6 protein-coding genes are annotated in these 20,711 nt (G+C 64.1%); 4 read left to right on the plus strand and 2 right to left on the minus strand.

The features are described from left to right. Positions 1 to 54: 54 nt before the first annotated feature. Positions 55 to 297, minus strand: a complete 243-nt coding sequence (locus F3J10_RS04340; RefSeq protein WP_167241216.1) for a hypothetical protein — start codon at positions 295 to 297, stop codon at positions 55 to 57. A gap of 253 nt (positions 298 to 550) precedes the next feature. Between F3J10_RS04340 and F3J10_RS04345 the strand changes: the two genes are divergently transcribed. The 4 genes from F3J10_RS04345 to F3J10_RS04360 all read left to right on the plus strand — a co-directional run bounded on the left by F3J10_RS04345 (position 551) and on the right by F3J10_RS04360 (position 5,322). Further along, entirely contained in the window at positions 551 to 2,089 is a 1,539-nt protein-coding gene (locus tag F3J10_RS04345; protein WP_167241218.1) for a S8 family peptidase, read from the plus strand. Between the two features lie 118 nt (positions 2,090 to 2,207). Next, on the plus strand, positions 2,208 to 4,157 hold the full coding sequence (locus F3J10_RS04350) for a Xaa-Pro dipeptidyl-peptidase (RefSeq protein ID WP_167241221.1): 1,950 nt from the start codon (positions 2,208 to 2,210) through the stop codon (positions 4,155 to 4,157). A gap of 245 nt (positions 4,158 to 4,402) precedes the next feature. Beyond that, positions 4,403 to 4,636, plus strand: coding sequence for a hypothetical protein (locus tag F3J10_RS04355; protein WP_167241224.1), 234 nt, complete (start codon positions 4,403 to 4,405; stop codon positions 4,634 to 4,636). After that, positions 4,633 to 5,322 (plus strand): DUF3304 domain-containing protein, encoded by a 690-nt coding sequence (locus F3J10_RS04360; RefSeq protein WP_240155364.1) that lies wholly within the window; start codon positions 4,633 to 4,635, stop codon positions 5,320 to 5,322. Before F3J10_RS04355 ends, F3J10_RS04360 begins: the two co-directional genes overlap by 4 nt. A gap of 171 nt (positions 5,323 to 5,493) precedes the next feature. Here the strand turns inward: F3J10_RS04360 and F3J10_RS04365 are convergent, their stop codons facing one another. Then, positions 5,494 to 20,529 carry a non-ribosomal peptide synthetase gene (locus F3J10_RS04365; RefSeq protein WP_167241226.1) on the minus strand — a complete coding sequence of 5,012 codons (15,036 nt, stop codon included), beginning with the start codon at positions 20,527 to 20,529 and terminating at the stop codon, positions 5,494 to 5,496. Positions 20,530 to 20,711 lie beyond the last annotated feature (182 nt).

Raw genomic sequence — 20,711 nt, forward strand, 5'->3', positions numbered from 1 at the left:
CACGCGGCCTTCGTCATTTTGTGCGCGCGCCTCGCGCCGCGCGCGGCTGCCCCCTCACATCCGGCACTTATCTAACTTTTTTAGATTTTGATTAAATTTATTTGACAGCCGCCATACGGCGAGATAATTTTGCGAAAGCCCGAGGAAAGCTTCCTCTATTTCGACGGGCTCGATGCGCCGCCATCCGGCAAGCGCGCCGCGCAGCACCGAATACGGCATCGCTTCCTCGCCGTCCATTTCAGTCGTACTAAATGAATTCTCGAGCTTGCGCGACAACGCCCAGCGTTTGCCGCGCAAGCTCGTGGCGGTATCCGAACCACAACAAAAGAACCTGAGAGAGGCACACGGCCGGCCCGCGCCCTGCGGGCCGGCCGGCTCGACAGCGCGCTTCCCGCAGCAGCCGCGCCAGTAGTCCGTGCTCTTGTTCGGCAGCAGGTGCCGCCCCTGGCCAGGGCGTCGCGCCCGCCTTCGTGCCGGGATGCAAACCCGCAGTTTCGCAACGGTAACACTCCAACAACGCAATCCGTTCTCTCCTTCTGGGGGTACTGGCATGAAGCAATTAGTTCGCACTACTTCTATTTCTTCCGCAATCGCCCTGGTGCTCGCCGCCGGCGCCACGCTCGCTCACGCAGAGACGCAGGCGCCCAGCGTGCCGAACGCCGGCAGCGGCGGCGAAAGCGTCAACCAGCTGATCGTCAAGCTGAAGCCGGCGGCCTCGCCGTCCGCGCGCGCCACCGCCTCGATCGCCTCGTCGAGCGCGCAGCCCGGCATCCAGGGCGTGATCGATCGCGTGCTGGCCGCGCGTGGGCAACGCGTCACCACGCGCTCGTTCGGTGCCGCGGCCGCCTCGGCGCCCGGCAATGCGGGCGATCCGGCCGCCGGCCTGCACGTGAAGCGCGAGATGGCCGACGGCGCCACCGTGCTGCGCCTGGGCCGCAACATCTCGGCGGCCGACGCGGCCTCGCTGGCCAGGGACTTCGCCGCCGACGGCGCGGTCGACTACGCCGAACCCGATGCGCGCATGCACGCCTTCCTGGTGCCGAACGACACGCGTTATTCCGAGCAATGGGGCTATGCCAGCGGCGCGGGCGGCGCGAACCTGCCGAAGGCCTGGGACATCACCACGGGCTCGGACAAGGTGGTGGTGGCGGTGGTGGATACCGGCTACCGCCCGCATGCGGACCTCGCCGCGAACATCCTGCCGGGCTACGACTTCATCAGCGATCCCGACAGCGCCAACGACGGCAACGGTCGCGACAACAACGCAGCCGATCCGGGCGACTGGGTCACGCAGCAGGAAGTCGACGATCCGAACGGCCCGTTCTACCGCTGCCAGCTCGACCAGTTCGGCAACACCTTCGCCAGCAACAGTTCCTGGCACGGCACCCACGTGGCCGGCACGATCGGCGCGGTGTCGAACAACGGCACCGGCGTGGCCGGCATCTCGTGGAAGGGCAAGATCCTGCCGGTGCGCGTGCTCGGCAAGTGCGGCGGCACGCTGTCCGACATCGCGGACGGGATGCGCTGGGCCGCCGGTCTCTCGGTGCCGGGCGCTCCGGCCAACCCGAACCCGGCCAGCGTGCTGAACTTCAGCCTCGGCGGCGGCGGTAGTTGCAGCCGCACCTACCAGAACGCGATCAACGCGGTAGTGGCGAAGGGCGCAACGGTGGTGGTGGCGGCCGGCAACGAGGCCTCCCCGGTGTCGAGCTCGCAACCGGCGAACTGCCAGAACGTGATCGCGGTGGCCGCCACCGACATCAACGGCCGGCGCGCCAGCTTCACCAACACCGGCTCGCTGGTGAAGATCGCCGCTCCCGGCGTGAACATCCTGTCCACGCTGAACAGCGGCACGAAATCGCCGGCCGCCGACAGCTATGCCTCCTACAACGGCACCAGCATGGCCACGCCGCACGTGGCCGGCACCGTGGCGCTGATGCTGGCAGCCAACGGCTCGCTCACGCCCAGCCAGATCCTGCAGAAGCTGCAAGCCTCGGCACGGCCGTTCCCGAGCGGCTCGGGCTGCTCGACCAGCACCTGCGGCGCGGGCCTGCTCGACGCCGGCGCGGCCGTCAACGCGGCACGTCAGTAACGGCAGGCACCACGCGCGCCGGATGGCCTGGTCCATCCGGCGCGAGCGGGCGGCGGCGCGGCAACGCCCGCCGCTCGTTGCGCTTGACGACTCCCGACACAACTACAGCGAGACAAGCATGACCCACTCCTCCCTGCCCGCCGCCAAGGCGTGGCTCGCCGCGATCGCGGCCGTGTTCGCGCTCGGCGCGTGCGGCGGCGACGACGGCGGCAGCCCCGGCGCTTCCGTGTTTTCCTCCTCCGCTTCCTCCGCCGAGCAAGCCTCGGCCGATGCGGCCTCGCGCGCGCATCGTTCGCCTTCGGGCGTGCCCTATGCCGATGCCTCGCGCGGCAAATATCCGCCGCTCGTCAAGGACGGCCAGGTCCAGCCCTCGCTGTCGGGCGCGACGCGCACCAGCGAGGCCTGGGTCGAGACGCCCGTCGATTCAGACGGCGACGGCCAGAAGGACCGCATCCACGTGCGCGTGGTGCGCCCGGCCGAGACCGACGACGGCGCGGTGACGCCGGTGATCGTGCTGGCCAGCCCCTACTACAACGACCTGGCCGACAGCCCGAACCACGATGTCGACGTCGAGCTGGACGGCTCGCCCAGCCCTGCCGCCGCCACCGCTTCGCGGGCTGCCGACGCCGGCAGCGGCGCGCGCGTGATGGCAGCGCGGCCGGTGTCGCTGCTACGCCAGCAGGCCGAGGTGGCCGCGGCCGCGCGCTCGTGGATCGAGGGCTACTTCGTGCAGCGCGGCTTCAGCATCGTCTATGCCGATTCGCTGGGCACCGCCGGCTCCGACGGCTGCCCGACCATCCTCACCCACGACGAATCGGTGGCGATGGCCCAGGTGATCCGTTGGCTCGGCCGCGAGGCAACGGCACGCGACGCGGCCGGCAAGCCGGTGGTCGCGAACTGGTCGACGGGCCATGTCGGCATGTATGGCGTGTCGTACGACGGCACCCTGCCGAAGATGGTCGCGAGCCTGCGCACGCGCGGGCTCGACGCGATCGTGCCGATCGCCGGCCTGACCGACATGTACGGCTACTACCGCGCGGGCGGCCTAGTGCGCGCACCCGAGGGCTACCAGGGCGAGGATGTCGACGTCTACATCAAGGCGCTGCTGACCAATGCGCATCCGGAACGCTGCACGCACCTGGTCGACGAGGCGCTGCGCGACGAGGATCGCGCCACCGGTGACTATTCGGCGTTCTGGGCCGCGCGCGAGATCTCGCCGCTGCGCGCGGTGGCGCCGGCGCTGGTCGCGCAGGGGCTCGCGGACGACAACGTGCGGGTCGACCAGTCGACCTCCTGGTACCTGGCGATGCGCCGCCAGGGCGTGCCCGCGCAACTGTGGCTACACCGCGCCAAGCACATCGATCCGCGCAGCCGTCCGGCGCTGACCGATGCGTGGCCGGTGGCCGTGAATCGCTGGTTCACGCGCTACCTGCTCGGCGTCGACAACGGCGTGGAGCGCGATGCAGGCTCGGTGGTCGAGCAGGCAGACGGCACGCTGCTGAAGGAAACGCAGTGGCCGTCACGGCAGGCGCGCCCGGTCACCTACTTCGCCGGCGGCGACGGCTCGCGCGATGGCGCGCTGCTGCGTTTCCCGACGGGCGGCCCGCTGCTGACGTTCCGCGACGACGCGCGCATCGATGCGCTGACGCTGGCGAACGCGCCTGACGGCGCGCATCGTGGCCGCTTCGAGACCGCGCCGTTCACCACCGCGAGCCGCTTGTCGGGCACCGCGACGGCGCATGTGCGACTGACGTTCTCGGCTGCCGCGAACGTCACCGCGTTGCTGGTCGACCGCGCGCCGGACGGCACCGCCACCATCGTCACGCGCGCCTGGGCCGATCCGCGCAATCCGCTGTCGATCCGGCATTCGCTGCCGGTGCTGGCGGGCCTGCCCTATGAACTGAAGCTCAGCTTCATGCCGCGCGACTACACCATCGCGGCGGGGCACCGGCTCGGGTTGGTGGTGCTGTCGAGCGACTACGAGGCGACGCTGCGACCGGCGCCGGGTACTGAGTTGCGGCTCGACCCGGCGGGGACCGAGGTGACGGTGCCGCTCGCGAGCTTGTAAGGCATTGCGTTAGCCGTCGAGGAAGTTCGGTCATTTTTTCCTCGACGGCACGTTGCATTCGCATCGCAAAGCCTCATTTTCCTTTCAACAGGCCCTCCCTTCGTGGCTGCAAAGCCGCGCACATTCCACGCGGAAAAACGACGGCCATTAGGCCGTGGCTCCGAGACTGGAGACCCGATCCCGCGCCAATCCACCTCCATGTCGCGCCGTCGGCGTCGGCCACGATCGACTCGACGATTACGCAAATGAAGCTGGCCGCGCATCTCGTGCTGATGCCCGACGTGCAACCAAGCCAGATGAAAGGCATGATGCGGATGTATTTCCTTGATCCATACGCGCTGCCGTTCCAGTTGGATATGTTGCTTGCCAAACGTCGCGCATACCTCGCATGCAGCGTGCCCCTGGATTCACAAGGACGTCGACCGGAATCGTCGAGACGAATCAGGCATCTTCGACAGCAAGCAGCAACAAACCTATGACACCGAATACGAAGCGCATTGGGTCTGCAATGGTGATCACGATAATCGTGACAGCGTCCGCATGCGGCCGCTGCGCACCCGGCAGCCAGTCGGAAAGCCTCGGACCCCGCTCCGAAAGCCAGTGGAACGATCCCAATGTCAACATCGTCACGGCGGGCTCCTATAACTACACCGATTACGACATCTACGGTGTCTACCTTCTGCCGCCAGACACGAACAGCCTCGACTACGCGGCAAGCGCGGACGGCGCGAGGGCCACGCCACGATCCGAGACAGCTTGGTCCGGCGGCCCGGGGTCGCGAGCGAGCCTGGCATGGAATTTTCGCTGGAAGACGCCAAAGAGGATCAAGGTATGGTGGGAGCGTGTGGTCGACAAACGCCTGATGGACGCTTCGGCCAGGAATTACGACCCATACACGCAACGGCAAACGCAGCCAGGTATGGCTTGGTGCGAGGGAGAAATTACCATCACGCGGCCTCCAATCAAGGACAAGAATAGCGGGCTGCTTCTACATTTCTTTCCAGACGGACGTGTGGAGGGCGATATGGATCTGTTCGTCGGCACGGCCCCTGAGAAAGTCGATATTGCCAAGCGAAATGACCAGCCCCGGTTGACGGATCGACCATGCTTGAAGGAGATCCCCAATCCGTTCTATGGCCGCAAGAAGCCGGTTCAGTGGAACTGAAGCCAGCGAGAACTGCTGAACTACCTAAACACCGCCGAAGCCCTATCAGCTTCGGCGGGCAGGAGACTGAACGGGCAACGAAAAGGAGCCAATCGCTGCCCTTTAGCCACGCACGGGCATAACAATGCCCGCAGCCACTGAATTGCGCTCTCCTGCGAAGCATTCTCCGTCTCACGGTAATGCACCCGACTCGGCTACGAGCGATCCCGGCAGATCACCACCGTAGTTCCCGCCCCGCTCGAGTGCGGCCGCAACGATCGGCCCGATCCTCGCGAGTGCCTGTGCGCTCATCATCGTTTCGTGCAGGCACTCGACGTCATGCGTCTCGATTCGGCCCTGCACATAGGGCTGCCATGCACCGACCTCGCGCTGTGGATAAGCATCCGCCTGACTGAGCGCGGCCCTAAGAAACAGCACATCGCCATGGAATATCTCCGGCACGAACATGCCGGCCAGGGCTGGTGCGATCTGGAATTGCCGCACGATCGATGCGAACGTCGGATCGCTGATCGTCTGGAACATCGGATTGCTCCGCGCCAGGTGCGCTTTCAGCGTTGCTATCGTCAACGGTTCGGCGGTTGTCGGTTGCGGTGAATCCGAGAACGCTTGCATCAGCACCCCCATGACCTCCGATTCCGTCGGCGAGGAAATAGCCTCGATCTCCGCCATCGGATAACCGTCGAGCATCGCGAGCAACGCTACGCTCTCGCCGGCGAGTTGTAGCTGCGTGGCAATCGCATGCGCGATATGGCATCCGAGCGACCAGCCGAGCAGATGATAAGGGCCGCTGGGCTGCACGCCGCGGATTTGCCGGACGTAATCCAGTGCCATCTCCTCGATCGACTCCACTTGTTCGTCTGCTTCCGCGAGCGCGCGCGCTTGCAGGCCATAGAGCGGACGATTCGGCAGATGGTGAGCGAGGCCCGCGTATGGCCAGCTGAAACCGCCAGCCGGGTGGATGCAGAACAGCGGCGGTTTCGATCCCAGCGTCTGAATCGGCAGGAGCATGGCCAGCGCGTCGGACTGAACCGCTGTGTGTACTCGCGGCGCCAATTGCGAGACAGTCGGCGCCTCGAAGAGCGTGCGAATCGATACGTCGTGTCCGAATGCTTCACGCAGCCGCGCGAGCATGCGGGTGGCGAGCAGCGAATGGCCGCCGAGCGCGAAGAAGTTGTCGTGCCGGCCCACGCGCTCGACGCCGAGCAGTTCGGCCCACAGCGCGGCGATGGTCTGCTCGGTTTCGCCTTGCGGCGCTTCGTATTGCGCCTGCGCGAACGCCTCGTCATCCGGCTCCGGCAACGCGCGACGGTCCACCTTGCCGTTCGGCGTCAGCGGCAAGGCGTCGAGCACGACGAACGCGGCCGGCACCATGTATTCCGGCAGCCGCGCAGCAAGGTGCTCGCGCAAGCCTCGAACAAGCTCGGCACGCGGCGCCGCGTCAAGCAAGCTCACGTAGGCCAGCAAGCGAGCATTGCCCGCCGGATCCTGCCGAGCGACGACGATCGTCTCGCGCACCGCTTCGTGCGTGGCGAGCTGCGCCTCGATCTCCCCGGGTTCGACGCGGAAGCCACGGACCTTGACCTGCTCGTCGTTACGACCGAGGAACACGATGTTGCCGTCTGGCTGGTAGCGCGCGAGGTCACCGGTTCGATACATGCGCGCCTCGGCATCGCCCGCAGCACGCGCGAACGGATCGGCAAGGAAGCGTTGCGCAGTGAGATCCGGTCGATTGAGATAGCCTCGCGCGACACCGGCACCGCCGATGTAGAGTTCGCCGACAGCGCCCAAGGGAACCAGCGCCTGGTTCTCATCGAGCAAGTAAATGCGCGTATTCGCGATCGGCTTGCCGATCGGATAAACCGCGTCGCCGGCAGACGGCTCGATCTCGGCCGAGGTCGCAACGACCGTGGTTTCGGTCGGGCCATAGTTGTTGACGATGCGCAGCGATGGCGGCAACCCCGAAGGCAGCGACGTCACGCGATCGCCGCCGATCAGCAGCGATTTCAGCCTCGGCGGCAATTCAGACTGCATCGCCAGCAGCGCCAGCGGCGTGACGAGGAATGCGCAATCCATCGACTGTTGTCGCCACCAGTTCAACAACGCGGCAGCATCGGACGACAGCCCAGGCGGCAGCAGCAACAAGCTTGCACCGGCACACAGCACGGGCCAAAGCTCCCACACGCTCGCGTCGAAGGCCAGGCTTGCGGTGGCTGGGACACGAGAGCCCACCCGAAACTCGAAGCGATCGATATGCCAAGTCACGAGATTCGAGAGTTGGCGATGCTCGACCATGACGCCCTTGGGCGTGCCGGTGGAACCTGACGTGTAGATCACATAGGCAAGATGCGATGAATCCAGCCCGAGCGAGCGCGGCGGAAGATTGTCAGAAGCCAGTTCATCCCACGGCGCAGAAGACACGCTCAAATCAACCATCACATGCTTGGCCAGACGCGCCTCGCCGAGCGCTTCACGCCCAACCGCATCGGCCAGCATGACGGGCGGTGCCGCATCATCGAGGATATGAGCGAGGCGCGCACTCGAATAAGCGGGATCGATCGACAGGTAAGCGCCGCCCGCCTTGAATACCGCAAGCAACGCAACAACCATCGCGACGCTGCGCTCCGCGCACACGGCAACCGGAATATCCGGTCCAACGCCGAGCTTGACGAGATAACGAGCAAGCCGATTCGCACGCGCATTGAGATCGCCATAGGTCAACCGCTCATCGCCAGCAACCAGCGCAATCGCCTCGGGCATCTGCCCTGCCCGATCCTCGACCAACTCATGAACACATCGATGCCGCGGATAATCCGCTCCCGTCGCATTCCACGTCTGCAGCAACAAACGCCGCTCGTCGGCATCGAGCAAATCGATCCGCTCGATCAGTTGCTCCTCGTCGCGGACCATGACACGCAAGGCCGCAAGCAAATATGCGCAATGACGCGCGATCGAGGCTTCCTCGAACAAGGCGGTGGCATAACGCAGCGCCCCGGATATCACCTGCCCATCGTCGAGCAGGTCGAGTTCGAGATCGAACTTCGCGCGATCGAACGCGCCGCCCACCGGCGTGAACGCCAGATCCGGCAATTCGATGGTTCGCATGTCGGTGTTCTGCCACGAGATCATCACCTGGAATATCGAGGTGTGAGCAAGCCGCCGTTGCGGCTTCACGATCTCCACGACCTGCTCGAACGGAAGATCCTGATGGTCCTGCGCGGCGACGACCGTCGATTGAACGCGGTCGAGCAGTTGCGCGACGGACGGCATGCCCGACAAATCGATGCGCAGTGCCAGGGTGTTTACGAACAGACCAACGACAGCCTCGAGTTCGGGTTTGGAGCGATTCGCCACCGGCGTGCCGATGACGACATCCTCCTGGCCCGCGAGGCGCCCCAGCACTGCCGCCCACGCCGCGGTGACGACCGCGAAGACAGTCGTGCCGCGTCGTGCAGCGAGTCGTCTCAAGTCCTGCGTGAGCATCGGGTCGAGCTCGAGCGGCAGGCGTGCCGCATCGAACTGCTGCTGCGCGGGACGAGGATGATCCGTCGGCAGATCCAACAGCGTCGGAATACCCGCCAGCGTTGTTTTCCAATAAACGGCTTCGCGTTCGCGACGCTCAGCGCCGAACCATTGGCGCTGCCAACTCACATAGTCGGGATACTGGATCGTCAGTGCGCCGAGCGGATCCGGGCGCTCCTCCGTCACGGCACGATAAAGCGCGCCGAGCTCCTTGACGAGCACCGCCAGGGACCATCCATCGCAGATGATGTGATGCAGGGTGAGCATGAGCGTGTGCTCGTTGGCGGCCAGCCTGACGAGACGCGCTCGCACCAGCGGCCCGCGTGCGAGATCGAACGCTTGCGTGGCTTCCTCCTCGCACAGAAGCAACCATTCGTCTTGCGAAGCATCGAGTCTCGAGGACAAATCGTCCTCCCGCCAGGGCATGCCATCGTCGGCTGGGAGCAGTTCCGCGTCACCGCCCTCGCCAGTTCCAGACGTGTCGAGAAATACCGTACGCAATGCTTCGTGACGCGCCCATAACATGTCGAGGGCACGACGCAATGCGTTTATGTCCAACTTGCCGTCGATACGCAACACGAGCGGGACGTGATAGATCGTGCTTGCGCCATCGAAACCGCTCAGGAACATCATGCGCTGCTGGGCGAACGACAGAGGAAGGCGCGCGTCGCGAGCCACGCGAACGATCGAAGGCGCGACGCTTCGGCTTCCGAAGCCGATCGCCTGGGCAACTGCGCTCACGGTTGGATGATCGAACAATGAGGAAAGCGATAGATCCACCGCTTGCGTCACCCGCAAGCGATTCAACATCCTCACGGCAAGCAGCGAATGGCCGCCGAGCGCGAAGAAGTTGTCATGTCGGCCGATTCGTTCGATGCCGAGCAGCTCGGACCAAAGCGCTGCGATGGTCTGCTCGGTTTCGCCTTGCGGTGCTTCGTATCGAGACTGGACGAAGGCGTCGTCGGCGGGCTCCGGCAGCGCGCGGCGGTCCAGCTTGCCGTTCGGCGTCAGCGGCAGCGTTTCGAGAACCACGAACGCGGCAGGCACCATGTATTCGGGTAGCCGAGCCGTCAAATGCTCGCGCAGGCTTCGGGCCAGTTCCTCCCGCTGTGCCGACTCCTGGGACGTCACGTAAGCCAGAAGCCGCGCGTTACCCGCCGAATCCTGCCGTGCGATGACGATCGCCTCGCGCACCGCTTCGTGCTTGGCGAGCTGCACCTCGATTTCGCCGAGCTCGATACGGAAGCCACGAATTTTGACCTGGTCGTCGTTGCGGCCGAGGAAGACGATATTGCCATCCGGCAGGTAGCGAGCCAGATCGCCCGTGCGGTACATCCTCGCTTCAGGATGACCGGCGGCACGCGCGAACGGATCGCCAAGGAATCGCTGCGCGGTGAGATCAGCGCGATTCAGGTAACCACGCGCGACGCCAACTCCGCCGATGTAAAGCTCGCCTATCGCACCCAACGGCACAGGTTCCTGATGCTCATCGAGCAGATAGATACGTGTGTTGGCGATGGGTTTGCCGATCGGAACGGCTTGCGCGTCGAAATCCGGCGGGCAGGTAAACGCAGTGACGTCGATGGCCGCTTCGGTCGGGCCGTAGAGATTGTGCAACTGCGCATGAGGCAGCCGCTCCAGGCATCGTCGGGCGATCGGAGCCGGCAAAGCCTCGCCGCTGCAGATGATTCGCGAGAGCGTCTTGCAGCGCGTTAGATCCTGCGCCTCAAGGAAGCCAGCGAGCATCGAGGGGACGAAGTGCAACGTGGTAACACCGTGCTTCGCGATGATCTCGGTCAGATAGTCGGCATCGCGATGCGCGCCGGGCTCGGCCATGACCAGTGTGGCGCCATTGGCCAGCGTCCAGAAGAACTCCCAAACCGATACGTCGAAGCTGAACGGGGTCTTCTGCAGCACGACATCTTGCCCACCGAGCCGATAAGCCTCCTGCATCCATGTCAGACGATTGACCAACGCATCATGCTCGTTCTGCACGCCCTTGGGCATGCCGGTAGAGCCTGAGGTGTAGATCACATAGGCGAGATGGCGTGGATTCAATCCAAGCGCGCTCGGCGAGAGCGGATCGGAAGAGAGCTTATTCCAAGGCGCAGATGCGGCACTCACATCGATCAATCCCTGCTCGGCCAGCTTTTCATCGCCGAGCGCATCGACAAGAGCCTCGCGCCCCGTCGCATCAACCAGCACGACAGCAGGCGCGGAATCGGAAACGATATGCGCGATGCGCGGCCCTGGATAAGCAGGATCGATCGGCACATAAGCCCCGCCCGCCTTGAGGATGCCAATCAGCGAAACAACCATCGCCGTGCTGCGTTCGAGACAAACGGCAACAAGCGCATCGGGACCAACGCCCAGATCGACCAGGTACCGAGCGAACCGATTCGCGCACGCATCGAGCTCGGCATAAGACAGCCGCTCGTCACCGGCAATCAACGCGATAGCCTCGGGCGTGCGCCGAACCTGCGCCTCGAAAAGCCCATGCAGATACTGATTCCGATCGTAAGGCGAATCCGTCGCGTTCAGCGTATCGATCAGCAAGGCCCGTTCGTCACTCGACACGAGTTCGATCCCCCGAGCCGACACGCTATCGTCCTCGCACGCGTGCTCGATAAAATCAAGCAAACGTCCCGCATGCCGCTCGACAGATTCCGAATCGAATGCATTGCCGTTGTATCGGAGCTCGATATCGATCGGCGCGCTCCTGCCGAACTGGGTAAACAGGAACGAGAGGCCATGCTCGGGCCCGGACAACCACTGAACATGCGCGGGCTGGCCGCCCACTTCAACGGGATGGCGCAGGAACAGGGTATTGACGCTGATCTCGATATGCCGGGGATCGAACCCGTAACGCCTGACCATCTCGCCGAACGGAAATCGTCCGTGCTGCATCACGTCCTTGAATGCATCGCGAATTCCGTTCAACGTCGCCGAAAGGGGAATATCGCCCTGCCCGATCGATACCGGAAGCGGAATGACCTTGGCGAACTGCCCCGGAATATCGAGCGCTTCCCGAGTTCGGTTCAGGAACGACACGCCGAGTACCGTGCTCCTTTCACCCGTGACCCGCATCAGATACAGAGCGGTCAACGCGGTCAGGCATTCCGCTGGCGACAACGAGAGCTTCCGCGCAGCGTTCAGGACCCGCTCTTGCAGCGTCTGCGGAAACACCTTGCGCAAGGATCGAACCACGCCGCGCGCATCCACGGGGTGAGCATGGTCGGCCACGAGCGTTACCAATGGCTGCCCGTCGATTCGCGCGCATGCCGATTGCCAGAACGCGGCGTCGCGCTCGTAGGTCGGCGAGCAGAGATAACGTTCGTCGAGCGACAAGGTATCGAGAAAGATCCGATCCATGTCGAACGTGCGGGCCGGGTCGCTCTCGAGCGCGGCGTAGTTCCTGCCGATGCGCTCGAAGTATCGAATCGCAGACCATCCGTCGTTCTGCACATGAGGCGAGCGCAACGCCACCAGCACGCTACCAGGAGAGTCGAACACGGCGACAGCACCGGACTTGTCGCGCGGATCCTCGTTGAGCTTCTCATGCCACTCGATCACCGCCCGTCGCATCGCTTCGTCGGTCATCGTCGTTGGTTCGACGAAATGCTGGAAGCGTGTCGTCGGCATGGGCGCCTCGCATTGCAGGCCAGCGTCGGAAACTTGAAGCCAGAACGCCTGGTTCTGATCGATCAAAGCTCGCGAGGCAGCAACCAGACGCATTCGATCGACCTCCGGCGCGCAGCGCATGGCCGCGACCGAGAAGAACGACGTCCCCGGCCGCGCCGCCTGCTCCTGCAGCCAGACTGCCTGCTGCGCCGGCGAGAGCGCGTACCAGGTTCCCGCCGGGCTGCCCGGGCGGTCGATCAGACGCGAGGCATCCGGGCCCGACGCCGCGGCCCTCGCACTGGCGACGCCGGCATCCCAAAGCTCGTCAACCACCGCATCGGGCCGCTGCACGCTTTCCGCCAGGAAGCGCAGGAACAGTTCGATCAGCGCATCGATGCTCTCGGCGTCGAACAGATCGGCGCTGTATGAGACGTCCGCACTGAGATATTCGCCCGCGTCCAGGAACACGACCGCGAGATCGGCACCTCGCGCCATGCGCGTGCGCGGAATGGCTTCGATCGTCATGTCGGCGATCGTCTCGCGAGTCTTTCCAGGGCCTTGCTGGAACTGGCAAAACACCTGGAAGATCGGATCGTGGGAAGACGCGCGCGGTGGATTGACGGCAGCCACCACGTCGGCGAACGGCAGTTCGCTCGCCTCGAGTGCGGAAAGAAGTTCACGCGAGGTCGCGAGCAAGTGACTCGCGACGGAGGCGGTTCGATCCAGCCGATGGCGCAGCGGCAGTGTGTTGACGAACAGGCCGACCATATCCTCGGTGGCGGCATGCGTTCTCCCTTCGGCCACCGTGCCTATCACGATGTCGCGGCTGCGCGCGAGTTGCGCGCAAGCGATTGCGAGCGTGGTCTCCAGCACGATAAAGGGCGTGACCTTGTATGCCGTGGCGATCCGTCGGATCCCTTGCACCAGATCCGGCGCGAGCATGCGTTCGATCCGTCCCGCGCGGTCCGACAATTTGTCCGGCCTTGGCCGGTCAGCGGGTAGATCCAGGTAGACAGGCGCACCAGCGAGACGCTCCCGCCAGGTCTGCCGCAATTGAGCGAGACGCTCGGCATCGACCTGTCTTGTCGTCCAGGCCGCATAGTCCCGGTACTGCAGCGCCAACGGGGCCAGCGCTGGCGGTTCGTCGGCGGCCAGCGCGGCATACGCCTGCCGGAAATCGCGCCAGACGATGTTCCAGGACGCGGCGTCCATCGCGATGTGGTGAATCGCTATCATCAGGATCGCGCGCTGCGGTGACTCGACAAACAGCGTCGCGCCGAAGACCGGCCCCCGGAAGCAGTCGAGATGCCTGGCGGCTTCCGATTGCGCGATCGGCATCGCGTCGTCCTCGGCCACTTCGCGGCGCTCGAGGCGGAAGAGTGCCGAGCGCCCGATGACCGGCACGAACGACCCGGTGGCCTCGTCGTCCGCATAATGCGTGCGCAGGATCTCGTGACGCTCGACCACCGCGCGCAAGGCACGATCCAGCACATCCTCGCGCACGCGCCCCGACAGGATGAAAAGACGCGATGAGTTGAGCATCGCGCCACGCGTGCCACCCGCTTCGATCGCGAGCACCCGTTCCTCGGCGAAGGACAGCGGCATCGTCACATTGCGGTCGATGCGAACGAGATCATGAGCGCGTTCTGACGACGTCACATCCGAGAGTGCGAGAGCCAGTTCCGCGAGCGTCGGTGCTTCGAACACCTTTCGCAGCGGCAGGGACTTTCCGGTTGCATTGACGATGCGCGAAATCATTCGGATTGCGACGAGCGAATGGCCGCCGAGCGCAAAGAAGTTGTCGTGTCGGCCGATGCGTTCGATGCCGAGCAGGTCTGACCAAAGCGCGGCGATGGCCTGCTCGGTTTCGCCTTGCGGTGCTTCGTATCTGGACTGGACGAAAGCGTCGTCAGCCGGCTCCGGCAGCGCGCGGCGGTCCAGCTTGCCGTTCGGCGTCAGCGGCAGCGTTTCAAGAACCACGAACGCGGCAGGCACCATGTATTCGGGTAGCCGAGCCGTCAAATGCTCGCGCAGGCTTCGGGCCAGTTCCTCGCGCGATGCCGATTCCTGAGGAGTCACGTAAGCCAACAATCGAGCGTTACCCGTCGGATCCTGCCGAGCGATGACGATCGCCTCGCGCACCACTTCGTGCTTGGCGAGCTGCACCTCGATTTCGCCGAGCTCGATGCGGAAGCCACGGATCTTGACTTGGTCGTCGTTGCGGCCGAGGAAGACAATATTGCCATCCGGCAGGTAGCGAGCCAGATCGCCCGTGCGGTACATCCTCGCTTCAGGATGACCGGCGGCACGCGCGAACGGATCGCCAAGGAATCGCTGCGCAGTGAGATCAGCGCGATTCAGGTAACCACGCGCGACTCCAACTCCACCGATGTAAAGCTCGCCTATCGCGCCCAACGGCACAGGTGCCTGACGCTCATCGAGCAGATAGATACGTGTGTTGGCGATGGGTTTGCCGATCGGAACGGCCTGCGCGTCAAAACCCGGAGGACAAGTAAACGCAGTGACGTCGATGGCCGCTTCGGTCGGGCCATAGAGATTGTGCAACTGCGCATGAGGCAGCCGCTCCAGGCATCGTCGCGCGATCGGAGCCGGCAAGGCCTCGCCGCTGCAGATGATTCGCGAGAGCGTCTTGCAGCGAGTCAGATCCTGCGCCTCCAGGAAGCCAGCGAGCATCGAGGGGACGAAGTGCAACGTGGTAACGCCGTGCTTCGCGATGATCTCGGTCAGATAGTCGGCATCGCGATGCGCGCCGGGCTCGGCCATGACCAGCGTCGCGCCATTGGCCAACGTCCAGAAGAACTCCCAAACCGATACGTCGAAGCTGAACGGGGTCTTCTGCAGCACGACATCTTGCCCACCGAGCCGATAAGCCTCCTGCATCCAGGTCAGACGATTGATCAACGCATCATGCTCGTTCTGAACACCCTTGGGCATACCGGTAGAGCCTGAGGTGTAGATCACATAGGCGAGATGGCGTGGATTCAATCCAAGCGCGTTCGGCGAAAGCGACTCGGAAGAGAGCCCAACCCAAGGTACAGACGTGACATCTACATCGATCAGCCCATACTCGGCCAGCTTTTCATCGCCGAGCGCATCGACAAGAGCCTCGCACCCCGTCGCATCAACCAGCACGACAGCAGGCGCGGAATCGGAAACGATATGCGCAATGCGCGGCCCCGGATAAGCAGGATCGATCGGCACATAAGCTCCGCCCGCCTTGAGGATGCCAAGCAGCGAAACGACCATCGCCGTGCTGCGTTCGAGACAAACGGCAACAAGCGCATCGGGACCAACGCCCAGATCGACCAGGTACCGAGCAAACCGATTCGCACGCGCATCGAGCTCGGCATAAGACAGCCGCTCGTCACCGGCAATCAACGCGGTAGCCTCGGGCGTGCGCCGAACCTGCGCCTCGAAAAGCCCGTGCAGATACTGATTCCGATCGTAAGGCGCATCCGTCGCGTTCAACGTATCGATCAGCAGCGCTCGCTCATCCTCAGGCACCACCTGCAGATGATCGAGCGATCTCGATCCCGCATCGAGTGCATCCGCCAATTGCTCCAACGCATGCTGCATATACGCGCATATCCTGTCGGGCAGCTCCGGCGCGATGACCTGCGCGGCAAACTCCAACGCATCGCCGTAATCCTCGACGGACAGCGTCAACGGATAGTTCGTCCGCTCATGCGCCTCCAGCAGCTCGACATCGCGCGGCCATTGCGAAGGAGCATCGAGACGCACGTTATGGCGGTAATTCAGCAGCGCGCTGAAAAGCGGCGCGTTCGCGCCGATCCCGCTGCATCGTTGCGCCAGCGCCAGCGATGCGTGCTCGTGTGCCAACAAACCGGCGAGCCGTATCTGTGTATCGCGAACCGCCGCTCGCACATCGGTCGCGTCGATATCGATGCGCAGCGGCAGCGTATTGATGTACAGGCCCATGGTGCGATCGCTGCCGGCTCCAGCCGCCATGCGCCCGAACAACACCGTTCCGAACACGACCTGCCTCTGCCCGCTGGTGCGTGCCAGAACCATCGCCCAAGCGAGATGGCACATAGTCGCGAGGCTCACGCCGATGGTTCTCGACAGCGCGCGCAACCGCGCATCGAGCCCGGCCGGCACGATTCGACGCGCTTCGTACACCGGCGCCATGTCGTCATGTGCAAGCGCGAGGCCGAATGGAAGCGTGGGCGTATCGACGTCGCCCAGCATCTTGCTGAAGAACGCTTCGTGAGCACTGGCGGGTAACCCCAGCCTGGCGTGCGCGACCAGGTTGCGATAGGGCTGCGGTTCGGGAAGAAGATGGGCCTGCCCGTCGATCGTCGCCTGGACTTCCTCGTTCAGGATCGCGAGGGTGGAATGGTCGCCGACGAGGTGATGAAGCAGCATGATCGCCTGCCAGCGCCCTCCCGCCTCTTCGGCAACCACGAAGCGCAGCAGCGGCGCCTGCGCCAGGTCCATCCTGTAGCGCGCCGGATGGATGCGATCCTGCAACTGCTTCGCGATTGGCTCGCCGTTGCCGTCGAGGGCAAGCTCGCTCACCTTGACACTCGCCTGCCGCAGGACGACCTGCACCGGCGAGCTCAGCCCTTCCCACAGCACGGCGGTGCGCAGGATGTCGTGCCGCTCGACGAGGCCCGCTATCGCGTGAAGGTAGCGATCGAGCGCCGCGCGATCGGCAAAGGCCAGATGCGCGCTCAACAGATAGGGATCGCCGTGCGTGCTGAGAACATGGTGAAACAGGATGCCGTCTTGCAACGGCGAAAGCGCGTAGATATCCTGGATGTTCGCGATACCGCCTGGAACCTGGGCGACGATGCGATCGATATCGGCTTGCGATAGATCGGCAAGCGGCAGGAGATCGGGCGTGATGGCTCGCGTGTCGGGGCCGATCCGGTTCTCCGGAACCACGACTTCACGCGATTGACCAAGCGTGGCGGAAAGCGCGGCAAGTGCCGGTTGCTCGAACAAGTCGCGGATGGCGAGCGTCAAGCCGATCTGGCGCAGACGCTCGATAAGCTGAACGGCCAGCAGCGAATGGCCGCCGAGCGCGAAGAAGTTGTCGTGCCGGCCAACGCGCTCGACGCCGAGCAGTTCGGCCCACAGCGCGGCGATGGTCTGCTCGGTTTCGCCTTGCGGCGCTTCGTATTCCGCCTGCGCGAACGCTTCGTCATCCGGCTCCGGCAACGCGCGACGGTCCACCTTGCCGTTCGGCGTAAGCGGCAAGGCGTCGAGCACGACGAACGCAGCCGGCACCATGTATTCCGGCAGCCGCGCAACAAGGTGCTCGCGCAAGCCTCGAACAAGCTCGGTACGCGGCGCCGCGTCCTGCAGGCTCACATAAGCCAGCAAGCGAGCATTGCCCGCTGGATCCTGCCGGGCGACGACGATCGTCTCGCGCACCGCTTCGTGCGTGGCGAGCTGCGCCTCGATCTCCCCGGGTTCGACTCGGAAGCCACGGACCTTGACCTGCTCGTCGTTACGACCGAGGAACACGATGTTGCCGTCAGGTTGGTAGCGCGCGAGATCCCCCGTGCGATACATGCGCGCCTCGGCATCGCCCTCAGCACGCGCGAACGGATCCGCAAGGAAGCGTTGCGCGGTGAGATCCGGTCGATTGAGGTAGCCTCGCGCGACACCGGCACCCCCGATGTAGAGTTCGCCGACAGCACCCAAGGGAACCAGCGCTTGGTTCTCATCGAGCAAGTAAATGCGCGTATTCGCGATCGGCTTGCCGATCGGATAAACCGTGTCGCCGGCAGACGGCTCGATCTCGCCCGAGGTCGCAACGACCGTGGTTTCGGTCGGGCCATAGTTGTTGACGATGCGCAGCGATGGCGGCAACCCAGAAGGCAGCGATGTCACACGATCGCCGCCGATCAGCAGCGATTTCAGCCCCGGCGGCAATTCAGATTGCATCGCCAGCAGCGCCAGCGGCGTGACGAGGAATGCGCAATCCATCGACTGCTGGCGCCACCAGTTCAACAACGCGGCAGCATCGGATGACAGCCCAGGCGGCGGCAGCAACAAGCTTGCGCCAGCACACAGCACGGGCCAAAGCTCCCACACGCTGGCGTCGAAGGCCAGGCTTGCGGTGGCCGGAACGCGATAGCCCACCCGTAACTCGAAGCGATCGATATGCCAAGTCACGAGATTCGAGAGTTGGCGGTGTTCAACCATCACGCCCTTGGGCGTGCCGGTGGAACCTGACGTGTAGATCACATAGGCAAGATGCGATGAATCCAGCCCGAGCGAGCGCGGCGGAAGATCATCTGAAGGCAAGTCATCCCACGGCGCAGAAGACACGCTCAAGTCAACCATCACATGCTTGCTCAGACGCGCCTCGCCAAGCGCGTCACGCCCAACCGCGTCGGCCAGCATGACGGGCGGTGCCGCATCATCGAGGATATGAGCGAGGCGCGCACTCGAATAAGCGGGATCGATCGACAAGTACGCGCCGCCCGCCTTGAACACCGCAAGCAACGCAACAACCATCGCGACGCTGCGCTGCGCGCACACGGCAACCGGAATATCCGGTCCAACGCCGAGCTTGACGAGATAGCGAGCAAGCCGATTCGCACGCGCATTGAGCTCGCCATAAGAAAGCTGATCATCGCCAGCAACCAGCGCAATCGCCTCGGGCATCTGCCCAGCCCGATCCTCGACCAATTCATGAACACATCGAAGCCGCGGATAATCCGCTCCCGTCGCATTCCACGTCTGCAGCAACAAACGTCGCTCATCAGCATCGAGCAAATCGATCCGCTCGATCGGCTGCTCCGGATCCGCCAGCGCCGCCTCGATGAAGTGCAGCAAGCGCTTCCGATGCGCCTGCACGCTGGCGTCGTCGTAAAGCTCGGCGTTCGCATCCACATGCAGCGTGCAGCCGGGATCGCGGGGATTGCCCGTCACGGTCACCGCGAAATCGTTGACCAAGCCATTGGCGAGCGCGTGCAAGGTCGCGCGACCGTCATCGAACTCCCAGCGGTTGTCGTAGGGAACGATATTGATGCGCGGACCGAACACCGGCCCGGCGAACGCACCGCGCATCTGCCTGATCTCCTTCACGCGGAACTGCTGGTGCTTCATATGCGCGAAGACTTCGGTGCTCACCTGGCGCGTCAGCTCCGTCAGCGTCGTGCCCGGCGTGATGGGCAGCCGCATCGGCAGGATATTGGCGAACATGCCGGGCAGCGCACGCGTCTCCTTGCTGCGCGCCGAAACCGGAAAATCGAACACGGTTACACGGCCGTTGCTCATCCGGTAGAGATAGGCCGCCACGATGGCGGTGAGCACGAGCGGCCACTTCGCGATCCGCGTCTCGATCTGGTCGAGCTGGTCGATGAATGCAGCGGGAAGCGGCGCCGATGCCCGATTGAAGGAACCGCTCGCGCGGGGCGCCGCACCGACGATCGTCTCCGTGGCAGGCAAGGCATGGACGTAGTCCTGCCAATACTGGCGGTCGCTCGCGTAGCGCGGCGAGGACCGATACGCGCGATCGCCGCTCATCATCAGATCGATCGCCCCGAAGTCCGCCTCGGGAACCGGCGCCTGCCGCATCAGCGCCGTGTAGATCGCCGCCACCCGGCGCGTCGCGAGCGGGATGCTGGCGCCATCCATCACGATATGGTGATAGCGCTGGTACCAGACATGCCGCTGGTCGCCCAGCTTGAACAGCGTTTGACTGAACAGCCTGCCGGAGAGGACATCGTAGGGACGATTCGATTCGGCCTGCATCGCGCTCCAGCAAGCCGCGAATGGATCGTCCTCGCGCGAGACGTCGATGAACGTCGGTTCGAAGGCATCTCCGCCAGCTTCGAATTGAACCGGCCCCGACGATGTTTCAAGGAAACGGAAATGCAGGATCCGGGCTTCCTCGATGAAACGGCGCACCGCCGCCTCGAAAGCCGGGTAATGGATCGCCCCCCCGATATCCACATAAGCGCGGCTGTCGAACAAGGGATTGTCGGGCTCGCGTTGCTGCGAAAACCACATTTCCAATTGCGCCGCGGTGAGTTCCAGAATTTCCTGAGGGTTTTTGGCGTTCAAAATTATCCTCGTCATTATTTAGCGCAGGCAATGCGCCACGGCAGCGCGGGAATTATTGGCGGTTGCCCATGCAATATCATCGAGCGTTTGATAAATCGAAAAACCAGGCTGATTCTTGCCGATTTCAAGGCAATTCGGGGGTGGACATAGCCGATCGCCCAGGCAAGACCAACCGAGCCGGG

Source organism: Burkholderia sp. Cy-637, assembly GCF_011753175.1.
Lineage (GTDB): Bacteria > Pseudomonadota > Gammaproteobacteria > Burkholderiales > Burkholderiaceae > Burkholderia > Burkholderia gladioli.

Bases quoted from the DNA above. Each gene is read 5' to 3' on its own strand.
- F3J10_RS04345 (WP_167241218.1), top strand. From the start codon at position 551: ATGAAGCAATTAGTTCGCACTACTTCTATTTCTTCCGCAATCGCCCTG.
- F3J10_RS04350 (WP_167241221.1), top strand. From the start codon at position 2,208: ATGACCCACTCCTCCCTGCCCGCCGCCAAGGCGTGGCTCGCCGCGATC.
- F3J10_RS04355 (WP_167241224.1), top strand. From the start codon at position 4,403: ATGAAGCTGGCCGCGCATCTCGTGCTGATGCCCGACGTGCAACCAAGC.
- F3J10_RS04360 (WP_240155364.1), top strand. From the start codon at position 4,633: ATGACACCGAATACGAAGCGCATTGGGTCTGCAATGGTGATCACGATA.